This is a genomic window from Kitasatospora sp. NPDC056138 (assembly GCF_042264695.1).
Classification (GTDB): Bacteria; Actinomycetota; Actinomycetes; order Streptomycetales; family Streptomycetaceae; genus Kitasatospora.
The window spans coordinates 31,289-49,424 of sequence record NZ_JBHJVK010000021.1 but is presented as its reverse complement, the minus strand read 5'-3'; the positions used below and the strand labels follow the sequence as shown (position 1 = coordinate 49,424).

Here is an 18,136-nt window from a genome sequence, read left to right as displayed (position 1 = left end):
GACCCCTGACGGTGGGGGCGTTGGGCCCTTTTGACGGTGCTCAGCCATGGTGGGGCCGCCGGAGTTTACGCGGGTAGATGTGGAAGGTTAATTTCTGGCGGCGCGCAGGATCCGGTCCTTTGGTGAATTCTTTAGCCGGGCCGTCCGGCCGCCGCTCGACCCATCGGTCCCTCAAATCCGCGACGGCCGCCCGGAAGCATTCCCGAACGGCCGTCAGCGTGCCTGTGCAGAAGGTCAGTTGCGCAGCAGCAGAATGATCGCCGCGGTCACCAGGCCGAGCACCACGGCGGCGGCGCCGTACGCCAGTCGGTGCGAGCGCAGGACCGGCAGGAAGCGGTCGACGGCGATCCGGCCGGGGCCGGTCAGGGCGAGTGCGGCGGCGCCGGCGGTCAGCAGCAGCTCGTACTCCACGCCCTTGGGGGCGAAGAATCCGCCGCCCCAGGTGACGGCGAGCGCGTTGACCATCGTGCCGACGACCGCCGCACCCGCGAGCGGGGTGAGCAGGCCGACGGCCAGGCCGAGCCCGCCGCCCATCTCGGTGAGACCGGCGACCACGGCCATCGCCTTGCCGGCCGGGTAGCCGCTCATGGTGAAGAAGGCGCCGGTGCCGTCGATGCCGCCGCCACCGAACCAGCCGAAGAGCTTCTGGCTGCCGTGGGCCGCCATGGTCAGGCCCAGGACGAGCCGGAGCAGCAGCAGTCCGACGTCGTGTGCGTGCGGGGAGGTCGGCGACCGCCAGTCGGTCTCCCGGTCGGTGCGGGCGGCGGAAGCGGGGGCAGTCGTGTTCGGCATGCGTGTCTCCAGCGCTCGGGGAATGATTCAAATTTGAACCGAGGGGAGGTTCGACCGTACCCGATGATTCAAATTGGAACAAATTTCCCGCTGTGCCACCACGGAGCTGCCGATCCGTCAGATCGCTCTCGGGGGACGGCCCTTATCCGGCGCTTACGCCGCCCTGGCGGCGAAAACGCCGCAGCCCGGACCGGAGAACCGGGCCGGGCACGCGCAACGCCTCCCCCGACGCCATCCTGGCGATCACCCGTGGCCTCGACGCGGACCGGCCGCCGGCCGTGCACCCGGGGCGGCCCGGCACGGTGCAGACGGTGTGGGCCCGGTGTCGGGTCGCCAGGCCCCCCGATCACGATCCGGCTGACTGGCTGTCCGGACGTGTGTGCTGCCCGGGATGCTCCGGTGCATGTCCGATGAGTTCGAGTTCGTTGCAGAGCCGGTGCCGTCCGCCGAGAGCGTCGCCGACGCCGCCCCGGCTGCGACTCGGGCACCGCGGAGGTGGGTGCGGCAGCTCGTTGCCGGCGCGGTGGGACTCGTGGTCGGTGTCACTGCTGTGGAGCTGGTCCTGAACCTGCCGCATTCCGACCCGAAGCCCGCTCCGAAGCCCGGTGCGTTCGTGTCGGCCGGTTCCCTGCGCCTGACCGGGGCGGGTGTGCCGATGCCCGGTACGGCGCCCGGTTGCTCCGGCCGGGGCGGGTACGCCGACATCACGGAGGGCGCCGGTGTCACGGTGTACGACGCGAGCGGGCGGGTGGTGGGAGAGGGTTCGTTGCCGGCGGGCGCCAAGGCCGACCTGACCTCGTGCGTCTTCCCGTTCTCGGTGCCGGATGTCCCGGAGGGGTCGGAGCACTACCAGGTCGAGGTGGCCCACCGTGGGAAGCCGACGGTGTCGGCCGAGGACGCGAAAGCCGGGAAGTTCGCCGGCTCGCCGGGCTGGGACGATCCGCCGGCGGGGGTGGGGCGGCAGACCGCTGGGGTGTTCCTCCGGGATCAACCGTCCCGGTGCCAAGCTGCCCAGGTCGGAGGGGAGCCCCACGCGCCCCGCCGGAGATCACACTTCTGACCAACGCTCACTTCGTGCCGGACGACGGCCGGAGGGGCCGGACGGCGGTGGACGAGTGGCTCGGTCGGACTCGCCGAAACTCCCCGAGTTCTCCCCACGCGGACTGGAGCGGCTCGACGGCTGACACAGCGTCAGATCCGCCGAGTCCGCCGGTCGGCCTGCCCAATGGCCGGCCGACCGGCGAACCGGGAGGTCAGGCGCTCGCGGTGTAGTCGTAGAAGCCGCGGCCGGACTTGCGGCCGAGCAGGCCCGCGTCGACCATCCGGGAGAGCAGCGGGGGAGCGGCGTACAGCGGCTCCTTGTACTCGTCGTACATCGACTCGGCGATGGAGACGATGGTGTCCAGGCCGATCAGGTCGCACAGGCGCAGCGGACCCATCGGGTGGGCGCAGCCGGCCTCCATGCCCTTGTCGATGTCGGAGGCGGTGGCCACGCCCGACTCGAACATCCGGACCGCCGAGAGCAGGTACGGGACCAGCAGCGCGTTGACCACGAAGCCGGCCCGGTCGCGGGCCCGGATCGGCTCCTTGCCGAGGACCTGCACGGCGAAGGCCTCGATCCGCGCGGTGGTCTCGGCCGAGGTGGTGAGGGTGGGGATGACCTCGACCAGCTTCTGCACCGGCGCCGGGTTGAAGAAGTGCAGGCCGATGACCTGCTCCGGGCGGGAGGTCGCGGCGGCGAGCTTGACGATCGGGATCGAGGAGGTGTTGGAGGCCAGGATGGCGTCCCGGCGCTCGACGACCTGGTCCAGGGTCTGGAAGATCTGGATCTTGATGTCCTCGCGTTCGGCGACCGCCTCGACCACCAGGTCGCGGTCGGCGAACTCGGCGAGGTCGGTGGTGAAGGAGAGCCGGGAGAGGGCTTCGTCGCGCTGCTCCTCGGTCAGCTTCCCGCGCCGCAGGGCGGTCTCCAGGGAGTTGGTCAGCCGGGTGCGGCCCAGTTCGAGGGCCTCGCCAGTGGCCTCGGAGACCAGGACCTCCAGGCCCGAGCGGGCGAAGACCTCAGCGATGCCCGACCCCATGAGGCCGCAGCCGATCACTCCGACGCGCGCGATGTCACTCACTCAGTTGCCCTTCATGGTGATGCTGGGGGTGGCCCAGCGAGGTGCTGTGTTCAGCGGGCGGCGCACCCGGCCTGGTGGGCCGGGCACATCGCCTCGACGACGGTACTACTTGTGCTAACGCTCGTTCGCGTCCGGGCGTCCTCGGGCGAGGCTGGGCCGATCGGATGAGATGCGTCACGTTCGCCCCAGCGGTGCGGTCGGCCGCCCGGCGGGACCGCCGCCCGCCCGCCAGAATCCAGGGGTCGAACCAGCCGAGGCGGGAGCGGGGAGCAGGGATGCCGACAGGATCGCTCACAGGACAGGTCGCGCTGGTCACCGGGGCGGGGCGCGGTATCGGCCGGGAGATCGCGATCGGCCTGGCCGCCGAGGGCATGGCCGTCGGCCTGATCGGCCGCACCCACCAGACCCTGATCGACACCCTCAAGGAGTGCGTGCACCACGGCGCGCGCGGCGTCGCGGTGACCGCCGACGTGTGCCGCCCGGGCGCCGTCCGCGAAGCCGTCCGGGCGGTGGAACGGGACCTCGGCCCGGTCGACTTCCTGGTCAACAACGCCGGCCAGGTCGACCGCGCCGAGGCGCCGCTGTGGGAGGTGGACGCGAACCAGTGGTGGCAGGTGGTGGAGACCAACCTGCGCGGCCCGTTCAACCTGATGCGCTGCGTGCTCCCCGCCATGGTCGAACGGCGCCGCGGCCGGGTGCTCAACCTCAACTCCGGCTTCGCCCTGCGCCCGGACGGCCACTACACCGCGTACGCCACCTCCAAGGGCGCGCTGCTCCAGCTCTCGGACAACATCGCCGACTCGCTGGCCGCCCACCAGATCGTGGTGCTCGACATCAGCCCCGGCGCCGTGGCCACCGACATGACTGCCGGGATGCCGATGTTCGCGGAGACGACGGAGTGGGGGAGCATCCCGTACATGGTCGCCGTCGCGGTGGACGTCGCCCGGGGGCGCTTCGACGGACTGCACGGCCGGTTCGTCCACGCGGGCCGGGACGACCTGGAGGAACTCCTCTCCCGTGCCGAGGCGATCCGCGAGACGGACGCCCGTACGCTGCGGCTGCGGCCGTACGGCCCCGACGACCCGATGGCCTGACGTCCGGTCAGCCGGCCCGCCCCCGGGACCGGATCCGCCCGGCCTCCACCCGCAGCTCCGCGAGCAGCTGCTCGGTACTGCCCGCCGTGGTGCTCCTGAGCATCGCGACGCCGATCTGCCGGGCCAGCGCCGGGCCGTGGACCGGGCGGACGGCGAGGTCCTCCCGGGGGCTGCCCAGACCCAGCCGGGGCACCAGCGCCACCCCGATCCCGGCGGCGACGAAGCCCTGCAGCACGCCGTAGTCGTCGGTGCGCATGACGTGCACCGGCTCGAAGCCCTCCTGCGCGCAGGCCCAGACCAGCAGGCGGTCGCACGGGTCCCAGTCGGTGGTGCCCATGATCCAGCCGTCCTCGCGCAGCGCGGCGAGCGGCACCCGGTCCAGCCCCGCCTGCGGGTGGTCGGCGGGCAGCACCAGCAGCAGCGGATCCTCCAGCAGCGGATGGACGACGAAGTCCTCCTCCAGATCGAGCCGGTCGCCCGGCTGGGAGAACACCAGCGCCAGGTGCAGCTCCCGGGAGCGCAGACCGGCCAGCAGGGTCGGCAGCTCGCCCTCCCGCAGGGTGACGTGCACCCCGCGCTGGTGCAGGCGCCGGACCGCCGGCGGGAGCAGCAGCGCGCCGGCGGTGGGGAAGGTGCCGACCCGCAGGGTCGCGCTGCCGCGCCTGACCAGCCCGCGCACCTCCCGCTGCGCCAGGCCGACGCGTTCCAGCACCGCCTCGGCGTGCGGCAGCAGCGCCTCGCCGACCTCGGTGAGGGTGGTGCCGCGCGGTCCCCGGTGGAACAGCGGTGCGCCGAAGTGCGACTCCAGCGTGGCGAGGTGGTAGGTGACGGTCGGCTGCGTGTAGCGCAGCGCCCGCGCGGCGGCGGCGAGCGAACCCTCGCGCGCGACGGCGCGCAGGACCTGGAAGTGACGCAGTTCGAGCACCCGGGCTCCCGGCTCCACCTATAGAGAATCTCTTGAGCCCCCCATGGAAACAGAGTATTCCTCTGGCTGTCGTCGACTGCGACGCTGCTGCGTGTGACCGACCGAACCTCCGTGACCACCCGGAACGCCGCCCACCGCACCCCCCACCGCACGGCCCACCACACCGCCCCGTACGCCGAGGCCGTCAGCGCCGGAGCCCGCCGGGACTGGCTCCGGCTGAACGTCCCCGGGCACGCCGCCGACCCGGTCCGCTTCGACGCCCTCGCCCGGCTCGTCGGCGAGGCGCCGCTGCGCCTGGACGTACCGCCCCTGCTGGAGGACATCGACCTGGGCGCGGGCAACCCGATGGACGAGGCGCTCGGCCTGGCCGCGCACGCCTGGGGCGCACGCCGGACCTGGTTCCTCACCAACGGCGCCTCCCAGGGCAACCGCATCGCGGCGCTGGTCGCCCGTGCCCTCGGCGAGACCCTGATCGTCCAGCGCAGCATCCACTCCAGCGTGGTCGACGGCCTGGTCCTCTCCGGGCAGCGCGCGGCCTTCGTCCCGCCGTCGGTCGACGCCGCCCTCGGCATCGCGCACGGCGTCACCCCCGCCGACCTCGCCGCGACGATCGCCGCGCACCCGGACGCGGCCGCCGCCTACGTGGTGACGCCCAGCTACTTCGGCGCGGTCGCCGACGTACGCGCCCTCGCCGAGGTCGCCCACGCCGCCGGTGTCCCGCTGATCGTCGACGAGGCCTGGGGGTCGCACTTCGGCTTCCATCCCGAGCTGCCCGCGAACGCGCTCGCCCAGGGGGCCGACCTGGTGGTCTCCAGTACCCACAAGCTCGGCGGCAGTCTCACCCAGTCGGCCATGCTGCACCTCGGTGAGGGACCCTTCGCCGACACCCTGGAACCCCTGGTCCAGCGCGTCTTCCAGCTGACCCAGTCGACCAGTGCCAGTGCGCTGCTCCTGGCCTCGCTCGACGTGGCCCGCCAGACCCTGGTGAACGGCCGGGAGCGGATCGCCGCCGCCCTGGACGCGGCGGACAGAATACGCTCCGCCGTCCGTGCCGCAGGCAGGTTCGCGCTGGTCGGTGACGGCTTCGACCGCTTCCCCGACATCGCCGCCGCCGATCCGCTGCGGGTGCCGATCGACACCAGGGCCGGCGGCATCGGCGGTCACGAGGCCCGGCGCAGGCTGATGCACGAGCACCGGATCCTGGTCGAGGTCGCCACCGACTCGGCGATCGTCGCCGTGATCGGCGCGGGCGCCCAGCCGGACACCGACCGCTTCGTCGAGGCCCTGCACGCCCTCCCGGCGCCGCTCGGCGAGCAGGCCCCGCCGAGCCGGCTGCGGCTGCCCGAGCCCGGCCCGGTCCGGCTGACCACCCGGCAGGCCTTCTTCGCCCCCGGCGCGGTCCTGCCGGCGCACCAGGCGGTCGGACGGATCTCCACCGACACCCTCGCCGCCTACCCGCCGGGGATCCCCAACCTGCTGCCCGGCGAGGTCGTCACCGCCGAACTCGTCGACTTCTTCCAGCGCACGGCGGCCGCACCCAACGGTCATGTCCGTGGCGCGGCGGACCCGGCCGTGACGACCCTGCGGGTCGTGGACGAGACCGCCTGAACCGCGCCGGCGGCGGAGCGGGCGGCGCGGGGGCGCGGTCGGCGCCCTGGGCAGCCCCGCACCGTCGGGGCCGCCGGCCGTACGGCTCCCGGCACCGTCGAGGCCGCCGCTGGCGCGGCTCGCCGCCCCCCGCTTCGCCGCCCGGCCTCTCAGCGCCCCGGGACCTACCCGAGCGCCGCCAGCTCCTCCTCCGACAGGCTGCCGGGCGGGCGGCCGGTGCGGGCGAACTCGTCGGCCAGCCGTTGCAGGGCCTCGTTGACCGGTGTCGGGACGCCGTGCAGCCGCCCGAGCAGCACCACCTCGCCGTTCAGGTAGTCCGTCTCGATGCTCCCGCTGCCCCGGATCAGGCTCTGGGTCGACGACCCGCCGACCCGCCCCTCGCCCCCCAGCGGCTGCAGCTCGACCCGCTCGCCCCGGTCGGCCGCCTGCTCCTCCACGGTCGCGTACGGGATCCCGGCGGCCTGCAGCACCGCCTCGTACTCCTGCCGGGCCCGCTGGTAGAGCGCGATCCGCCGCTCGCCGGTGACCGGTCCGGCGACGGCCTCCAGCGCGTTGCCCACGTTGCCCAGGAGCTTGCCGTACTTCCAGCGCATCACGTCCTCGCTGACCGGGGCGGCGAAGACCGACTTCTCCAGGTCGGCCGCGATCCGCCGGGCGGTGTCGTCGCTCCCGTGGGGGTAGCGCCCGAGGCGCAGGATGCCGCTCAGCGGTGCGCCGGAGGCGGAGACCCGGCCCGGCTCCAGGTGGCTGGTGGGCATCCAGACGTACACCCCGTAGACGTGGCGGAAGCGGCGCAGGGCGATCCGCTCGTTCTCCACACCGTTCTGGGCGCAGAGCACAGGCAGCAGCTCGGCGGCCGTACCACCGCCCGCCGGACCGCCCTCGCCGGTGGCGACCGGGCGGGGGGCCCACTCGGCCAGTACCCCTTCGGTGTGCTGGGTCTTCACCGCCAGGACCAGGACGTCGTCGGGCCGCAGCTCGATCTCGCCCGGACTCGTGACCGTCGGGATGGGCAGCGCCCGCACGCCCTCCGGGGTGGAGAACCGCAGCCCGCCGGTCCGCAGCGCGGCGGCGTGCGCTCCGCGCGCGACCAGCACCACCTCGAACCCGTTCTCGTACAGCCGTCCGCCGATCGTGCCGCCGATGGCGCCGGCGCCGATGATGATGTAGCGCATGGCCAGCAGCCAAGCACAGCCGCCCAGTTGAGGACAGGTGTTACGCGCAGAGCTGACTGGTGGTCACGACGCTCAGGCCGGCCTCGGCCAGGCCCGTCAGGATGGCCGGCAGGGCCTCGACGGTGCCCCGGTGCCCCATGTGCAGGGCGATCACCGAGCCGCCGATGGCCGCCTTGAGCACCCGGCGCTGCACCACCTCGGCGCCCGGGTCGGTGTAGTCGCGCGGGTCGACGTCGTAGGAGAGGCAGTGCTCGTAGCCGACCAGCCGGGCCTGTTCGCGGACCATCGGGGTGGCGTACTGGGCCGCGGAGGGCCGGAACCAGCGGCCGATCGAGCCGGTGAGCCGGAGCAGCCGGTCGGCGCACTGCTGCACCTCGGCGCGGGCCTGGTCGGCCGGCATCCGGGAGATGTCCAGGTGGTTCTGGGTGTGGTTGCCGAGTTCGTGGCCGCCGTCCAGGATCCGGCGGGCCAGCTGCGGCTGCTGGTCCAGCCAGACGCCGACGGCCAGGACGGTGAGCCGGGCACCGTGCTGTTCGGCGGCGGTGAGCAGGGCGAGCGCGAGCGCCGGGTCGCCCTGGCCGTGGAAGGTGAGCGCCACCTGCGGCCGGTCGCGCGGGCCGTTGACCACCTCGACGGGGGTGGTGGGGGAGAGCGGCGGCAGACTCGGCGCGACGGTCGGAGCCGGGGTGGCCGCGGTCGGGCTGCCGACGGGGGTGGCCGGTGGGCTCGGCGAGGGGGCCGCGGTGCCGGTGGACTGCTCGGGCCCGGGGTCGGTCCGCGCTGGTGGGTCACCGCTGTCGCCGCAGGCGGCGGTGACCCCGGTGGCGGCGCCGAGGGCGGCCAGCCGGGCCGTGGAACGCAGCACGGTGCGGCGGTCGACAGTCATCGGGAGCCAGCCTAAGCAGCACTGAAAGCCTGTGCGATTTCGGCGCGCGGGGCCACCGGGTGGATTTCCGTCCGGGTAATTGCCGGGGCCGACCTTCGGAACCGGGAGCGGTGAGAGCCGGTCGACTTCGAATGCGGCCCTGTGGCACGCCCGGAGGGCGAGGGCAGCACCGTGCCTGCTCCGGTACTGCCTGCTCACCCGGATGGTGACGACCTGGTGCATCCGGCGCTTCGACAGCCGGCTCCGACACCCGGTCGGCCGTCGGGCACCCGTCAGTGTCGGGTGCCCGACGGACGGCGGCCGCCGTCGCCGGGTCAGGACTCCGCGGCCACGACGGCCCGGGCGAAGGCGTCCGGATTGTCGAGCATCAGGTTGTGGCCGCTGTCGGGGACGGCGACGACCGACACCCCGGCCTCGGCGAGCTCGGCCGCGCCCGTCGGCGGGCCGTCGGCGGCCGGGTACAGGAAGGTGCGCGGGATCTCCAGGCCGAGCAGCTGCTCGCGCATCACCGGCTCGCTGCCCCGGCACAGGTGCACGGCGCTGCGGTGCAGCGCCTCGCGGCCCGCCAGCCGCATGGTGGACCACCAGTGCGGGCCGGCCACCCGCTCGGTCGCAGCCCAGCCGGAGGCCAGGAACTCCTCCTCGGAGTACCAGGCGATCCGGCCGCTGCCCGTCCACTGGGGGCCGGGGGTGACCGCGTCCAGATTGGCGTCCAGCAGGACCAGGTCGCGCACCAGGTGCGGGTGGCGGGCGGCCAGGACGATCGCCACCGACCCGCCCATGCTGTGCGCGACCAGCTGCGCCCGGCCGACCCCGGCCGCCTCGAGCGCCCGGGCCAGGGCGTCGGCGTGCGACTCCAGGGTGTAGTCGAAGTCGGCCGGCCGGTCGCTGATGCCGAAGCCCAGCAGGTCGACCAGCAGCGAGCGGCGGCCGGCCAGCAGCGGGTGCAGCGCGGCCTCGGTGAAGTACGGGGGAGAGCTCGCGCCCAGCCCGTGGACGTACACCCGGGCCGGCTCGGCGCCGGGCAGTTCGACCCAGCGGATCAGGTCGCCGCCGGGGGTGACGGGGGCACTACGCATGTGCGGCCGTCGCCTCCTTCCAGGCCTGGTGGATCGCGGACACCTGCTGCCAGAGCGCCTCGCGTTCGGCGGGGCCGTACTCGGGCAACGCCAGGCCGAACCGGTCGGCCAGGGTGGCGTACCACTCGGACGGGTCGGTTATCTCGTGGCGGTGCCGCCCGGCGGCGTCCACCCGGACCAGCATGCAGCCGCGCAGCGCGTCGACGCCGTCGGCGTCCCGGCGGATGGCGCAGGCCACGCGGGCGAACGGGGACTCGGGCGACGTCGAGAGCCAGGCGTGCTTGGCCTCGAAGTCGGCCTGCCGGGCGGGCGCGGAGAGGAAGTCCATCCCGAGGAACGAGCCCTGCGGGTCGTGTTCGAGGCGCCAGTCGCCGACCTCGGCCTCCGAGGCCGTCAGCCGGTACGTGAACGGGCCCTGCCGGTACTCCCCCTCGCGCAGCGGCAGCGGCTCGTACGGGCCGTCGCCGAGGCCGACGTCCACCAGCCAGCGCTCGCCCTCGCAGTCCACCGTGAGGGCCAGGTGGTCCCCGTGGGCCCCGGCCTCGGCGGTGGGGGACTGGTCCTGCACGCCGCCGAGATGCCGCTCCACCCGGAAGCCGAGTGCCGCGAGCAGGGTGCCGAAGGCGCCGTTGAGGTGGAAGCAGTACCCGCCCCGGCCCTGGAGGATCCGGGCTGCCGAATCCGCCGGGTCGATCGTCGTCGGACGGCCCAGCAGGATGTCCAGCGTCTCGTACGGCACCCGCTCGACCTGGGCCCGGTGCAGGGCGAAGAGCGCCGCCACCGACGGAGCGGGGGGTTCGGGCAGGCCGAGACGGCCCAGGTACTGTTCGATCACCGTACGGTTCAGCATGCGGACACCCTAGCCCCGCCCACCGACAGCGCCCTGAGTACCGGTCAGCTCCCGGTGGAGCCCGACCGTGCGGGGCAGGGCCGAAGGCCGGCGGGGCCCGCCAGGAGGGCCGGGCCCGCCGGGCGGTGGTCGCCCTCGCGCAGTGGGCCGCCGACGCGGTCCAGCACGGCGGCCACCGCGTCGGCGAACGGCGCGCGCGGCCCGCCGCCCAGCAGCGTCCGACAGCCCGTCAGCAGTGCCCCGGCGAGCGCCGGGTCGGCCGCCCGCAGCCAGCGCGGGAGCCACTTGCCCCTGCCGTGCCAGTGACCGGTGCCGACGGCGAGCAGGTCGGCGGCCCCGTCGAGGAGCGCGGTGGCGACCGCCAGCAGCTCGTCGGGGTCGGTGCAGTCGAGCAGATCGTCGCGCAGGTCGGTGACCAGGTACCGCTTCGCGGCCAGCACCGCCGGGTCCGGCGGGAGCGGGCCGTCCGCGATGGTCCGCGCGGCCTGGGCGCGGATCCGTCCGGCGGTGCCGTCCAGGTCCAGCAGGACGACACCGTGCGCGCACATGAACGACATGATCGGCGCGCCGTTGGCCCGGTCCCAGTCGAACATCGTGCGGATCGAGGCGGCGGTGTGCACGAAGAGCTCGGCCGGGCGGCCCGCCCAGGCGACGGTCTCCCGGTACACCTCGGCGGGTTCGGGCAGGATCACCACGACGTCCAGGTCGGAGGTGGCGGTGCCCTGCCCCCGGGCGGTCGATCCTCCGAGGAAGGCTGCCACCGCCTCGGGGAATCGTTCCCGCACCAGTGCGTACGCGGCCTCGACCGGTTCGTTCATGGTGCGATCCTGCCGGACCGGCCGCCTGCCCGCAGCCGGTTTCGGGCCGGAGCTCCGCTCAGCGGCAGAGCACGTCCCGTCCCGGGCGGTGACCGTCGACCAGGAACTCCGTCACCAGCCGGTCCCCGCAGGCGTTCCCGTTGGCGGCGTAGGCGTCGTGGCCGCCGGAGTCCACCGCCACCATCCGCGCCCGGGTGCCGAACGCCGCACGCAGCTTGAGCGCCCCGCGGTACGGGGTCGCGGGGTCGCGCAGGTTCTGCACCAGCAGCACGTTCGACGGACCGTCGGGCGTGATCCGGGTCGGTGCCTCGGCGGGCGGCGCCGGCCAGAAGGCGCAGGGCATCACGTCGACCGGCATCCCGGCGGTGAGCGGATGCGCGGCCCGGTCGGCGGTGACCGCACCCTGGTAGTCCGCGGTCGGACCGGGCCAGGAGACGTCGTTGCAGAGCGTCCCGACCGAGGCCGCGACGGTGTTCTGCTGCACGGCGTCCGGCGGCCCGCCCGGCGCGGGCAGCTCCGTGCCGTGGAGCGCGGCCAGCATCAGCGTGGCCAGCCTGGGGAACCCCGCGTCGGAGTACAGGCTCTCCAGCATCGTCTCGCGCAGCACGTTGCCGGTCAGCTGCTCCGGGTTGGCGCCGGGCCAGGGGATCGGCTCGCGGTCCAGGCGGTCCGCGAGGTCGAGGAAGACCTGCCTGACCTCCTGCGGCGTGCCGGCGATCCGGTACGCGCCGCCCGGCGCGGACGCGAAGCGCGCGAAGTCGGGGAAGCGGTCCTCGGCACCGACCGCGAAGTTCGCCAGCCAGCCCCGCTCGACCCGGCTCGGATCCGGGTCGTCGTTGCTGTCCAGCACCACCCGGTCGGTGCGCTGCGGGAACATCGTCGCGTACACCGCGCCCGCGTAGGTTCCGTACGAGACGCCCCAGGTGGACAGCTTCCGCTCGCCGAGTGCCTGGCGGATCCGGTCGATGTCCCGGGCCTCGTTGCGGGTGCTGATGCTCCGCAGGACGGGCCCGCCGTCGGCCGCACAGGCGGCGGCGATCCGGCGCTCGGTGTCCAGGGCGCGGGTGATGCCGCCGTCGGGGGCGGGCCACGGGCGGAGGTTGACCATCGCCAGGTCCTCGTGCGTCAGGTCGCAGCTGACCGGGGTGGAGCGCCCGACCCCGCGCGGGTCGAAGCCGACGATGTCGTACGCGTCCCGGACCGCCTGCGGCAGCCGCCGCACGGCGTCCGACGGCCCGCCGATCCCCGAACCGCCAGGCCCGCCCGGGATCATCAGCAGGACGCCTCGACGCAGGTCGGGCCGTTCGCTCGGGATCCGGGAGACGGCGAGCGTGATCTGCTCGCCGTGCGGGCGGCTGTAGTCCAGCGGGACCGGGACGGTGGCGCACCGCTGGCGCGGGTCCAGGCCGGCGCTCTGACAACTTCCCCAGGAAACGGCGCTGTTGGCGGTCGGTGTGTCCGGTGCGGCCTGCGCGCCCGGGGCCGCGAGTGACAGGACGGCGGTGGCGGCGGCCAGGGCGGCCGCCGTACGGTTGGTGATCGGCATGCCGTCCAGTCTTCTGGTCCGGATCGGATCCACCCATCCGGTCAGCAGGTCGGTGCGGGGTGGGGACAGCCCTACTGGTCCGCCACCAGCCGTTTCTGACGGACCGTCCGAACCGGTCGGCGCGGGCGGGCCACGCCCAGGCAGACTCCGAGGCCGACCAGGGCGGCTCCGGCCAGCTCGCCCGCGTGCGGGGCGCCGGTCCCGAGAACCGCACCCGACAGTGCGGCCGCCACCGGGATCAACCCCGCGAACAGCCCGGCCCGTTCGGCCCCGAGCCGGGCCAGGGCGGCGTACCAGAGCAGGAACGCGACGCAGGTCAGCAGCACCGCCAGATACAGCAGCGCGGCCAGTTCCGCGGCCGTCGGCCGGCGCAGCAGCGCGGTGCCGTCCACGGCCAGACCGGTGAGTGCGAACATCGGTACCGCGAGCACGGTGGCGTACGCCGAGGTCAGGACCGGCCCCAGCCGCGGCAGCAGCGGCACGGCGACCAGCGAGAACGCCGCCTCGCAGCCGAGCGTCCCCAGCGCGTACAGGAACCCGGCCGCGCTCCCGGTGCCGAACCCCTGGGCGACCGCCGCGCCGACCACCACCACGCCGGCCGCCGCGACCAGCCGCAGCCGTGGGCGTCGCCGTTCGAGCAGCGGGCCGAGCACCGCCAGCAGCAGCGGTGCACAGCCGACCAGGCTGCCCACCGCCGCCGGATCGGTGTGCCGCAGCGCCTGCACCATCAGCACGTTGAAGCCGAACAGCCCGGTCGCCGCCAGCACCGTGAGCCGTCCCAGTTCGCGCAGGTTCGGACGGGGCGCCGGCCGGCCGGCGCGGGACCGCGCGGCGACGGGCAGCAGGATCAGGGCGGCCAGCAGGTAGCGGACGGCCTGGCCGCCGAAGAGCGGGTAGTCGGCGAGCCGGGCGGTGACCCCGGTCGAGCAGCCGAGCACGGTCATGGCGGTCGCGGCGCGCAGCGTGCCGCCGGAGGAGGGGGAAACGGGCATGCCTGTCACGCTAGGAGCGCAGGTGGTCCGGCGGACAGGTCCACTCGGCATGCCATACGGAGGACCACTTCCGCCCCGGGCGACCCCGGGGGCGGGGAGTCCGCTCGATCGGCCGCCCGCGCGGAACGGGAGACACCCGTGCCGTACCGGCGGTCGGGTGCCCAGGCCGCCGCGCCCGACCGGGATTCGCGCACGCGGCCCGGGGATTCGCGCGCGCGGCCGATCGGGCAGCGCCCCCGGTGCCCCGAGGGGGTGCGCGACCCGCCGGTCCTCCGAAGCCGTCCCGCCCTCGCAGCCGTCCCCCCGCCGTCGCAGCCGTGTCACCGTAGAAGCCGTCCCGCCGTAGGAGTCCCCGCATGCGCGATCTGCTCGTCACCGTCGACCACGCCGCCGGCGACCTCACCGGACAGCTGACCCGCGCCCTGCGGCAGGCCGTCCGCGACGGCCGGCTCGCTGCCGGCACACCGCTGCCCGCGACCCGTACGCTCGCCGCCGACCTCGGGACCTCACGCGGCGTGGTCGTCGAGGCGTACGCCCAACTTGTCGCAGAGGGCTACCTGGTGAGCCGGCACGGCTCCGGCACCAGGGTCGCGCCCGGTATCGCCGTGCCCGCCGCGCGGACCGCGCCCGCGCCGCGCCGTCCCGTCCCCGCCTACGACCTCAAACCCGGGACCCCGGACCTCGCGGCCTTCCCCCGCACCGCCTGGCTGACCGCCACCCGGCGGGCCCTCACCGAGGCCCGGCACACCGACCTCGGCTACGGCGACCCGGCCGGACTGCCGCAGCTCCGTGCCGAACTGGCCTCCTACCTCGGCCGGGTCCGGGCGGCGGCGGTGGACCCGGAGCGGGTGATGGTCGTCAACGGCGTCGCCCAGAGCCTGACCCTGCTCCTCGGACTGCTCGCCGCCAGGGGGCACCGCAGGGTGGCGGTCGAGGACCCGTGCTCGCCCGGCGCGCTGGAACTGCTCCGGGCCCACGGCGCCGAAGCCGTCGGCATCCCGGTCGACGAACAGGGCATCGACGTCGACGCGCTCGCCGCGAGCGGTGCGCACGCCGTCCTGGTCACCCCGGCGCACCAGTACCCGACCGGCGTCGTCCTCTCCCCGGCCCGCCGCTCCGCCCTGGTCCGGTGGGCGCGTGAGCAGGACGGACTGGTCCTGGAGGACGACTACGACGCCGAGTTCCTCCCCAGCCTCCGGCCGGGAGGCGCCCCGGTCGGCTGCGTGCAGGGGCTGGCCCCCGACCGGGTGGTGCACCTGGGCTCGCTGAGCAAGTCCCTCGCGCCGGGACTGCGGCTCGGCTGGGCGATCGTCCCGGCCGGGCTCGCGGCGGACTTCCGCGCGGCCAAGCGGTACGCCGACCTCGGCACCGGCGTGCTCGACCAACTCGCCTTCGCCGGACTGCTCGCCACCGGCTCCTACGACCGCCACCTGCGTACCCTGCGGCCCCGCTACCGCAGCCGCCGAGACGCGCTGGCGACCGCGCTGCGCCGGTCGCTCCCCACCGCCGAGGTGCGCGGAGTCGCCGCCGGGCTCCACCTCTACCTGGACCTCCCGGACGGCGTCTCGGAGGCGGCCGTGGTCGCGGGCGCGGCCGCGCGCGGCGTGCGGGTCCAACCGGTGGCCGGCATGCGGCTGAGCCCTGGCGGCCCCGCACTGGCCCTCGGCTACGCGGGACTGACCGAGGGGCGGCTCGCCGAGGCCGTCGAACTCCTCGCGGCGGCGGTGGCCTCCTCGTAGCGGCCGACACGCTCACTGCGCCCGGGGCCGGAACCGGTGGGGCGGGCGGCTCCGCCGGGGACGGTGCGCGGCGGCTCGGGTGCGCGGCGGGGGCGGCGGGCCGCGACGGCGGGGCGTGACGGCTCGGGCGAGTGGCGGGGCGGCTCAGGTGAGCGGTGGGCCGGGGCAGCTCAGGTGCGCGGCGGGGCGGGCGGGCAAGCCGGATCTCCCGTACCGCCGCGCTGCCCCCTCAGCCCGTGCCGCCCACCGGTTCCGGACGTTCCTGTACGGCCCAGCTGTTGCCGTCGGGGTCGTCGAAGAAGACGAACGAGTTCCAGGGGCCGCCGTGCCCGTCCTGCTGGACGCCGTCCGCGAAGTGCTTGACCCCGCTGACCTCCACGCCGCGCTCGGCCAGCTGTGCCCTGGCGGCCTCGACGTCGGTGACCACCAGTTGCAGGCCCTTGAGCGAGCCGGGCACGCCCTGCGGCAGCCCGGTGCCCACCGTGATCGAGCAGCCCGAGCCGGGCGGTGTCAGCTGGACGACGCGGAATTCCGGGCCCAGCCGGGTGTCGATGTCGACGTCGAACCCGACCTGCTCGCTGTAGAACCGCTTGGCCCGGTCCACGTCCGAGACGGGGACCACCACCACTTCCAGCTTCCAGTCCATGCCGCATCGCCCTCTCTGCGGGCACCTGGGGATGCCCGTTCTCCCGGGTCGGTCGAGTCCTCGGCCAGTATCGGCCCGGGAGCCGGGCCCCGCCCCTCAAACGGCCGGGTGCGGCTGTGCCGGCGCCCGGCGCGCCGCTCCGGGCGCGCGGTGCCTGGGCGGGTGGCTTCGGCGGCGCGCCGAGGCGCCCCGGAGGCCGGCCCGACTACGGTCACCTGCCGCGATTCCCGGGCGCACGGGGGACTCGGATAGCCTGAGGGCACGATGAACTGCTTCACAACGCCATGGGGTGAGTTCGACCTCGCCCGCTTCCCCGAGGACCCCCGCGACCAGCTTCGTGCCTGGGACGCCGCCGACGAGTACCTGCTGCGGCACCTCAAGGGGATCGATGGCGAACCCGTCGACCTGGCCGGAACCGTGGTCGCGGTCGGCGACCGGTGGGGTGCGCTGGTCACCGCGCTCGCCGAGCACCGGCCGGTGCAGATCACCGACTCCTTCCTCGGCCAGCAGGCGACCCGGGCGAACCTCGCCCGCAACGGGGTCGACGCGGACGCCGTACGTCTGCTGTCGACCAGGGACACCCCTCCGGAGGGGATCGACGTCCTGCTGATCCGTGTCCCCAAGAGCCTCGCGCTCCTGGAGGACCAGCTGCACCGCCTGGCGCCGCACATCCACCCGGGCACGGTCGTGGTCGGCACCGGCATGGTCACCGAGATCCACACCTCCACGCTCCAGCTGTTCGAGCGCATCATCGGCCCGACCCGCACCTCGCTGGCGGTGAAGAAGGCGCGCCTGGTCTTCTGCACGCCGGACCCGGGACTCCGCCCCGCCGCCAGCCCCTGGCCGAGCAGCTACGCGCTGCCCGCCGATCTCGGTCCGGCCTCCGGGCTGACGGTCACCAACCACGCGGGCATCTTCTGCGCCGAACGCCTCGACATCGGTACCAGGTTCTTCCTGCGCAACCTGCCGCAGCGCCACGGCCACGAGCACGTCGTGGACCTCGGCTGCGGCAACGGTGTGGTCGGGACGGCCGCCGCGCTGGCCAACCCGCAGGCCGAACTGACCTTCATCGACGAGTCGTTCCAGGCCGTGGCCTCGGCCGAGGCCACCTTCCGGGCGAACGTCCAGGGGGACACGGGGGCGCGGTTCCTGGCCGGTGACGCCCTCTCCGCCGTACCGGCCGGCACGGTCGACCTGGTCCTGAACAACCCGCCCTTCCACTCCCACCAGGCGACCACCGACGCCACCGCCTGGCGGATGTTCACCGGTTCCCGCCGCGCGCTCCGCCCCGGTGGCGAACTCTGGGTCATCGGCAACCGTCACCTCGGCTACCACGTCAAGCTGCGCAGGCTCTTCGGCAACTGCCAGGTCGTCGCCAGCGACCCGAAGTTCGTCGTCCTCCGCGCCGTCAGGAACTGACCGTCCGTCCGGGCCGCCCGCAGCAGCGCGCGGCCCGGCGGGGGCGGGCCGGCCGCCTGGTGGAAGGGTTCGACCGGAGCACGGCGAAGGCCAGGGTGGCCACCGCCAGACACGCCGTCGTCGTCGGCCAGGAGCCCCGCAGGGCCGTCACCGTGGTGAGCGCCGAGTGCCCGGCGGCCACCGCCACCAGGTGCCGGGGCCACCCGCCCGTCCTGGACCGCGACGGACGGACGGCCGTGACGGCGGCCCAGCCGCACAGCCCGGCCCAGACGAGGAAGGCGCCCGCCCACACCGCGCGCGCCTCCCGGGACGGGGAACGCCCCTCCAACTCCCCGAACAGGGCGCCGAGTGCGGCGAGCACGACGGTGACCCACAGGACGGCAACCGCCTCGATGCCCAGCACTGCTCGCAGTGAGCCGAGTGCCGCCTTGCGCATCACGATCC

General features: G+C 74.5%; 17 protein-coding genes. 5 read left to right on the top strand and 12 right to left on the bottom strand.

Going from position 1 to position 18,136, the window contains the following annotated elements; genetic code table 11:
• Nucleotides 1-234: 234 nt before the first annotated feature.
• Nucleotides 235-792 (bottom strand): DoxX family protein, encoded by a 558-nt coding sequence (locus ACFC1R_RS15725; RefSeq protein WP_375938754.1) that lies wholly within the window; start codon nt 790-792, stop codon nt 235-237.
• A 403-nt stretch (nt 793-1,195) separates the two neighbouring features.
• On the opposite strand from ACFC1R_RS15725, the gene ACFC1R_RS15720 reads away from it, so the two are divergent.
• Entirely contained in the window at nt 1,196-1,852 is a 657-nt protein-coding gene (locus ACFC1R_RS15720; RefSeq protein WP_375938752.1) for a hypothetical protein, read from the top strand.
• Nucleotides 1,853-2,045: 193 nt separating this feature from the next.
• On the opposite strand, the gene ACFC1R_RS15715 is transcribed toward ACFC1R_RS15720, so the two are convergent.
• Nucleotides 2,046-2,915 (bottom strand): 3-hydroxybutyryl-CoA dehydrogenase, encoded by an 870-nt coding sequence (locus ACFC1R_RS15715; RefSeq protein ID WP_375938750.1) that lies wholly within the window; start codon nt 2,913-2,915, stop codon nt 2,046-2,048.
• A 275-nt stretch (nt 2,916-3,190) separates the two neighbouring features.
• On the opposite strand from ACFC1R_RS15715, the gene ACFC1R_RS15710 reads away from it, so the two are divergent.
• On the top strand, nt 3,191-4,009 hold the full coding sequence (locus ACFC1R_RS15710; RefSeq protein ID WP_375938748.1) for an SDR family NAD(P)-dependent oxidoreductase: 819 nt from the start codon (nt 3,191-3,193) through the stop codon (nt 4,007-4,009).
• A 7-nt stretch (nt 4,010-4,016) separates the two neighbouring features.
• Here the strand turns inward: ACFC1R_RS15710 and ACFC1R_RS15705 are convergent, their stop codons facing one another.
• Nucleotides 4,017-4,934, bottom strand: coding sequence for a LysR substrate-binding domain-containing protein (locus ACFC1R_RS15705; protein ID WP_375938746.1), 918 nt, complete (start codon nt 4,932-4,934; stop codon nt 4,017-4,019).
• Nucleotides 4,935-5,027: 93 nt separating this feature from the next.
• Between ACFC1R_RS15705 and ACFC1R_RS15700 the strand changes: the two genes are divergently transcribed.
• A complete protein-coding gene (locus ACFC1R_RS15700) occupies nt 5,028-6,542 on the top strand; it encodes an aminotransferase class I/II-fold pyridoxal phosphate-dependent enzyme (protein ID WP_375938744.1) in 1,515 nt (504 codons plus the stop codon).
• Nucleotides 6,543-6,706: 164 nt separating this feature from the next.
• On the opposite strand, the gene ACFC1R_RS15695 is transcribed toward ACFC1R_RS15700, so the two are convergent.
• The 7 genes from ACFC1R_RS15695 to ACFC1R_RS15665 form a co-directional block, all read right to left on the bottom strand.
• Entirely contained in the window at nt 6,707-7,717 is a 1,011-nt protein-coding gene (locus ACFC1R_RS15695) for a ketopantoate reductase family protein (protein ID WP_375938741.1), read from the bottom strand.
• 40 nt (nt 7,718-7,757) lie between these two features.
• Nucleotides 7,758-8,603, bottom strand: a complete 846-nt coding sequence (locus ACFC1R_RS15690) for a polysaccharide deacetylase family protein (RefSeq protein ID WP_375938739.1) — start codon at nt 8,601-8,603, stop codon at nt 7,758-7,760.
• A 314-nt stretch (nt 8,604-8,917) separates the two neighbouring features.
• Entirely contained in the window at nt 8,918-9,682 is a 765-nt protein-coding gene (locus ACFC1R_RS15685; protein ID WP_375938737.1) for an alpha/beta fold hydrolase, read from the bottom strand.
• Entirely contained in the window at nt 9,675-10,532 is an 858-nt protein-coding gene (locus tag ACFC1R_RS15680; RefSeq protein WP_375938735.1) for an arylamine N-acetyltransferase, read from the bottom strand. Before ACFC1R_RS15680 ends, ACFC1R_RS15685 begins: the two co-directional genes overlap by 8 nt.
• 44 nt (nt 10,533-10,576) lie before the next feature.
• Nucleotides 10,577-11,350 (bottom strand): nucleotidyltransferase domain-containing protein, encoded by a 774-nt coding sequence (locus ACFC1R_RS15675; RefSeq protein WP_375938733.1) that lies wholly within the window; start codon nt 11,348-11,350, stop codon nt 10,577-10,579.
• Nucleotides 11,351-11,408: 58 nt separating this feature from the next.
• Nucleotides 11,409-12,896 carry an alpha/beta hydrolase gene (locus ACFC1R_RS15670; RefSeq protein WP_375938731.1) on the bottom strand — a complete coding sequence of 496 codons (1,488 nt, stop codon included), beginning with the start codon at nt 12,894-12,896 and terminating at the stop codon, nt 11,409-11,411.
• A 71-nt stretch (nt 12,897-12,967) separates the two neighbouring features.
• Nucleotides 12,968-13,888 carry a DMT family transporter gene (locus ACFC1R_RS15665; protein WP_375938729.1) on the bottom strand — a complete coding sequence of 307 codons (921 nt, stop codon included), beginning with the start codon at nt 13,886-13,888 and terminating at the stop codon, nt 12,968-12,970.
• Nucleotides 13,889-14,244: 356 nt separating this feature from the next.
• On the opposite strand from ACFC1R_RS15665, the gene ACFC1R_RS15660 reads away from it, so the two are divergent.
• On the top strand, nt 14,245-15,627 hold the full coding sequence (locus ACFC1R_RS15660) for a PLP-dependent aminotransferase family protein (protein ID WP_375938727.1): 1,383 nt from the start codon (nt 14,245-14,247) through the stop codon (nt 15,625-15,627).
• Nucleotides 15,628-15,856: 229 nt separating this feature from the next.
• On the opposite strand, the gene ACFC1R_RS15655 is transcribed toward ACFC1R_RS15660, so the two are convergent.
• The gene (locus tag ACFC1R_RS15655) at nt 15,857-16,273 is read right to left on the bottom strand and encodes a VOC family protein (protein ID WP_375938725.1); all 417 of its coding nucleotides are present in this window, start codon (nt 16,271-16,273) and stop codon (nt 15,857-15,859) included.
• Nucleotides 16,274-16,537: 264 nt separating this feature from the next.
• On the opposite strand from ACFC1R_RS15655, the gene ACFC1R_RS15650 reads away from it, so the two are divergent.
• Entirely contained in the window at nt 16,538-17,692 is a 1,155-nt protein-coding gene (locus ACFC1R_RS15650; RefSeq protein WP_375938723.1) for a methyltransferase, read from the top strand.
• On the opposite strand, the gene ACFC1R_RS15645 is transcribed toward ACFC1R_RS15650, so the two are convergent.
• The gene (locus ACFC1R_RS15645; RefSeq protein WP_375938721.1) at nt 17,682-18,128 is read right to left on the bottom strand and encodes a hypothetical protein; all 447 of its coding nucleotides are present in this window, start codon (nt 18,126-18,128) and stop codon (nt 17,682-17,684) included. The genes ACFC1R_RS15650 and ACFC1R_RS15645 overlap by 11 nt on opposite strands.
• Between the last annotated feature and the right edge of the window lie 8 nt (nt 18,129-18,136).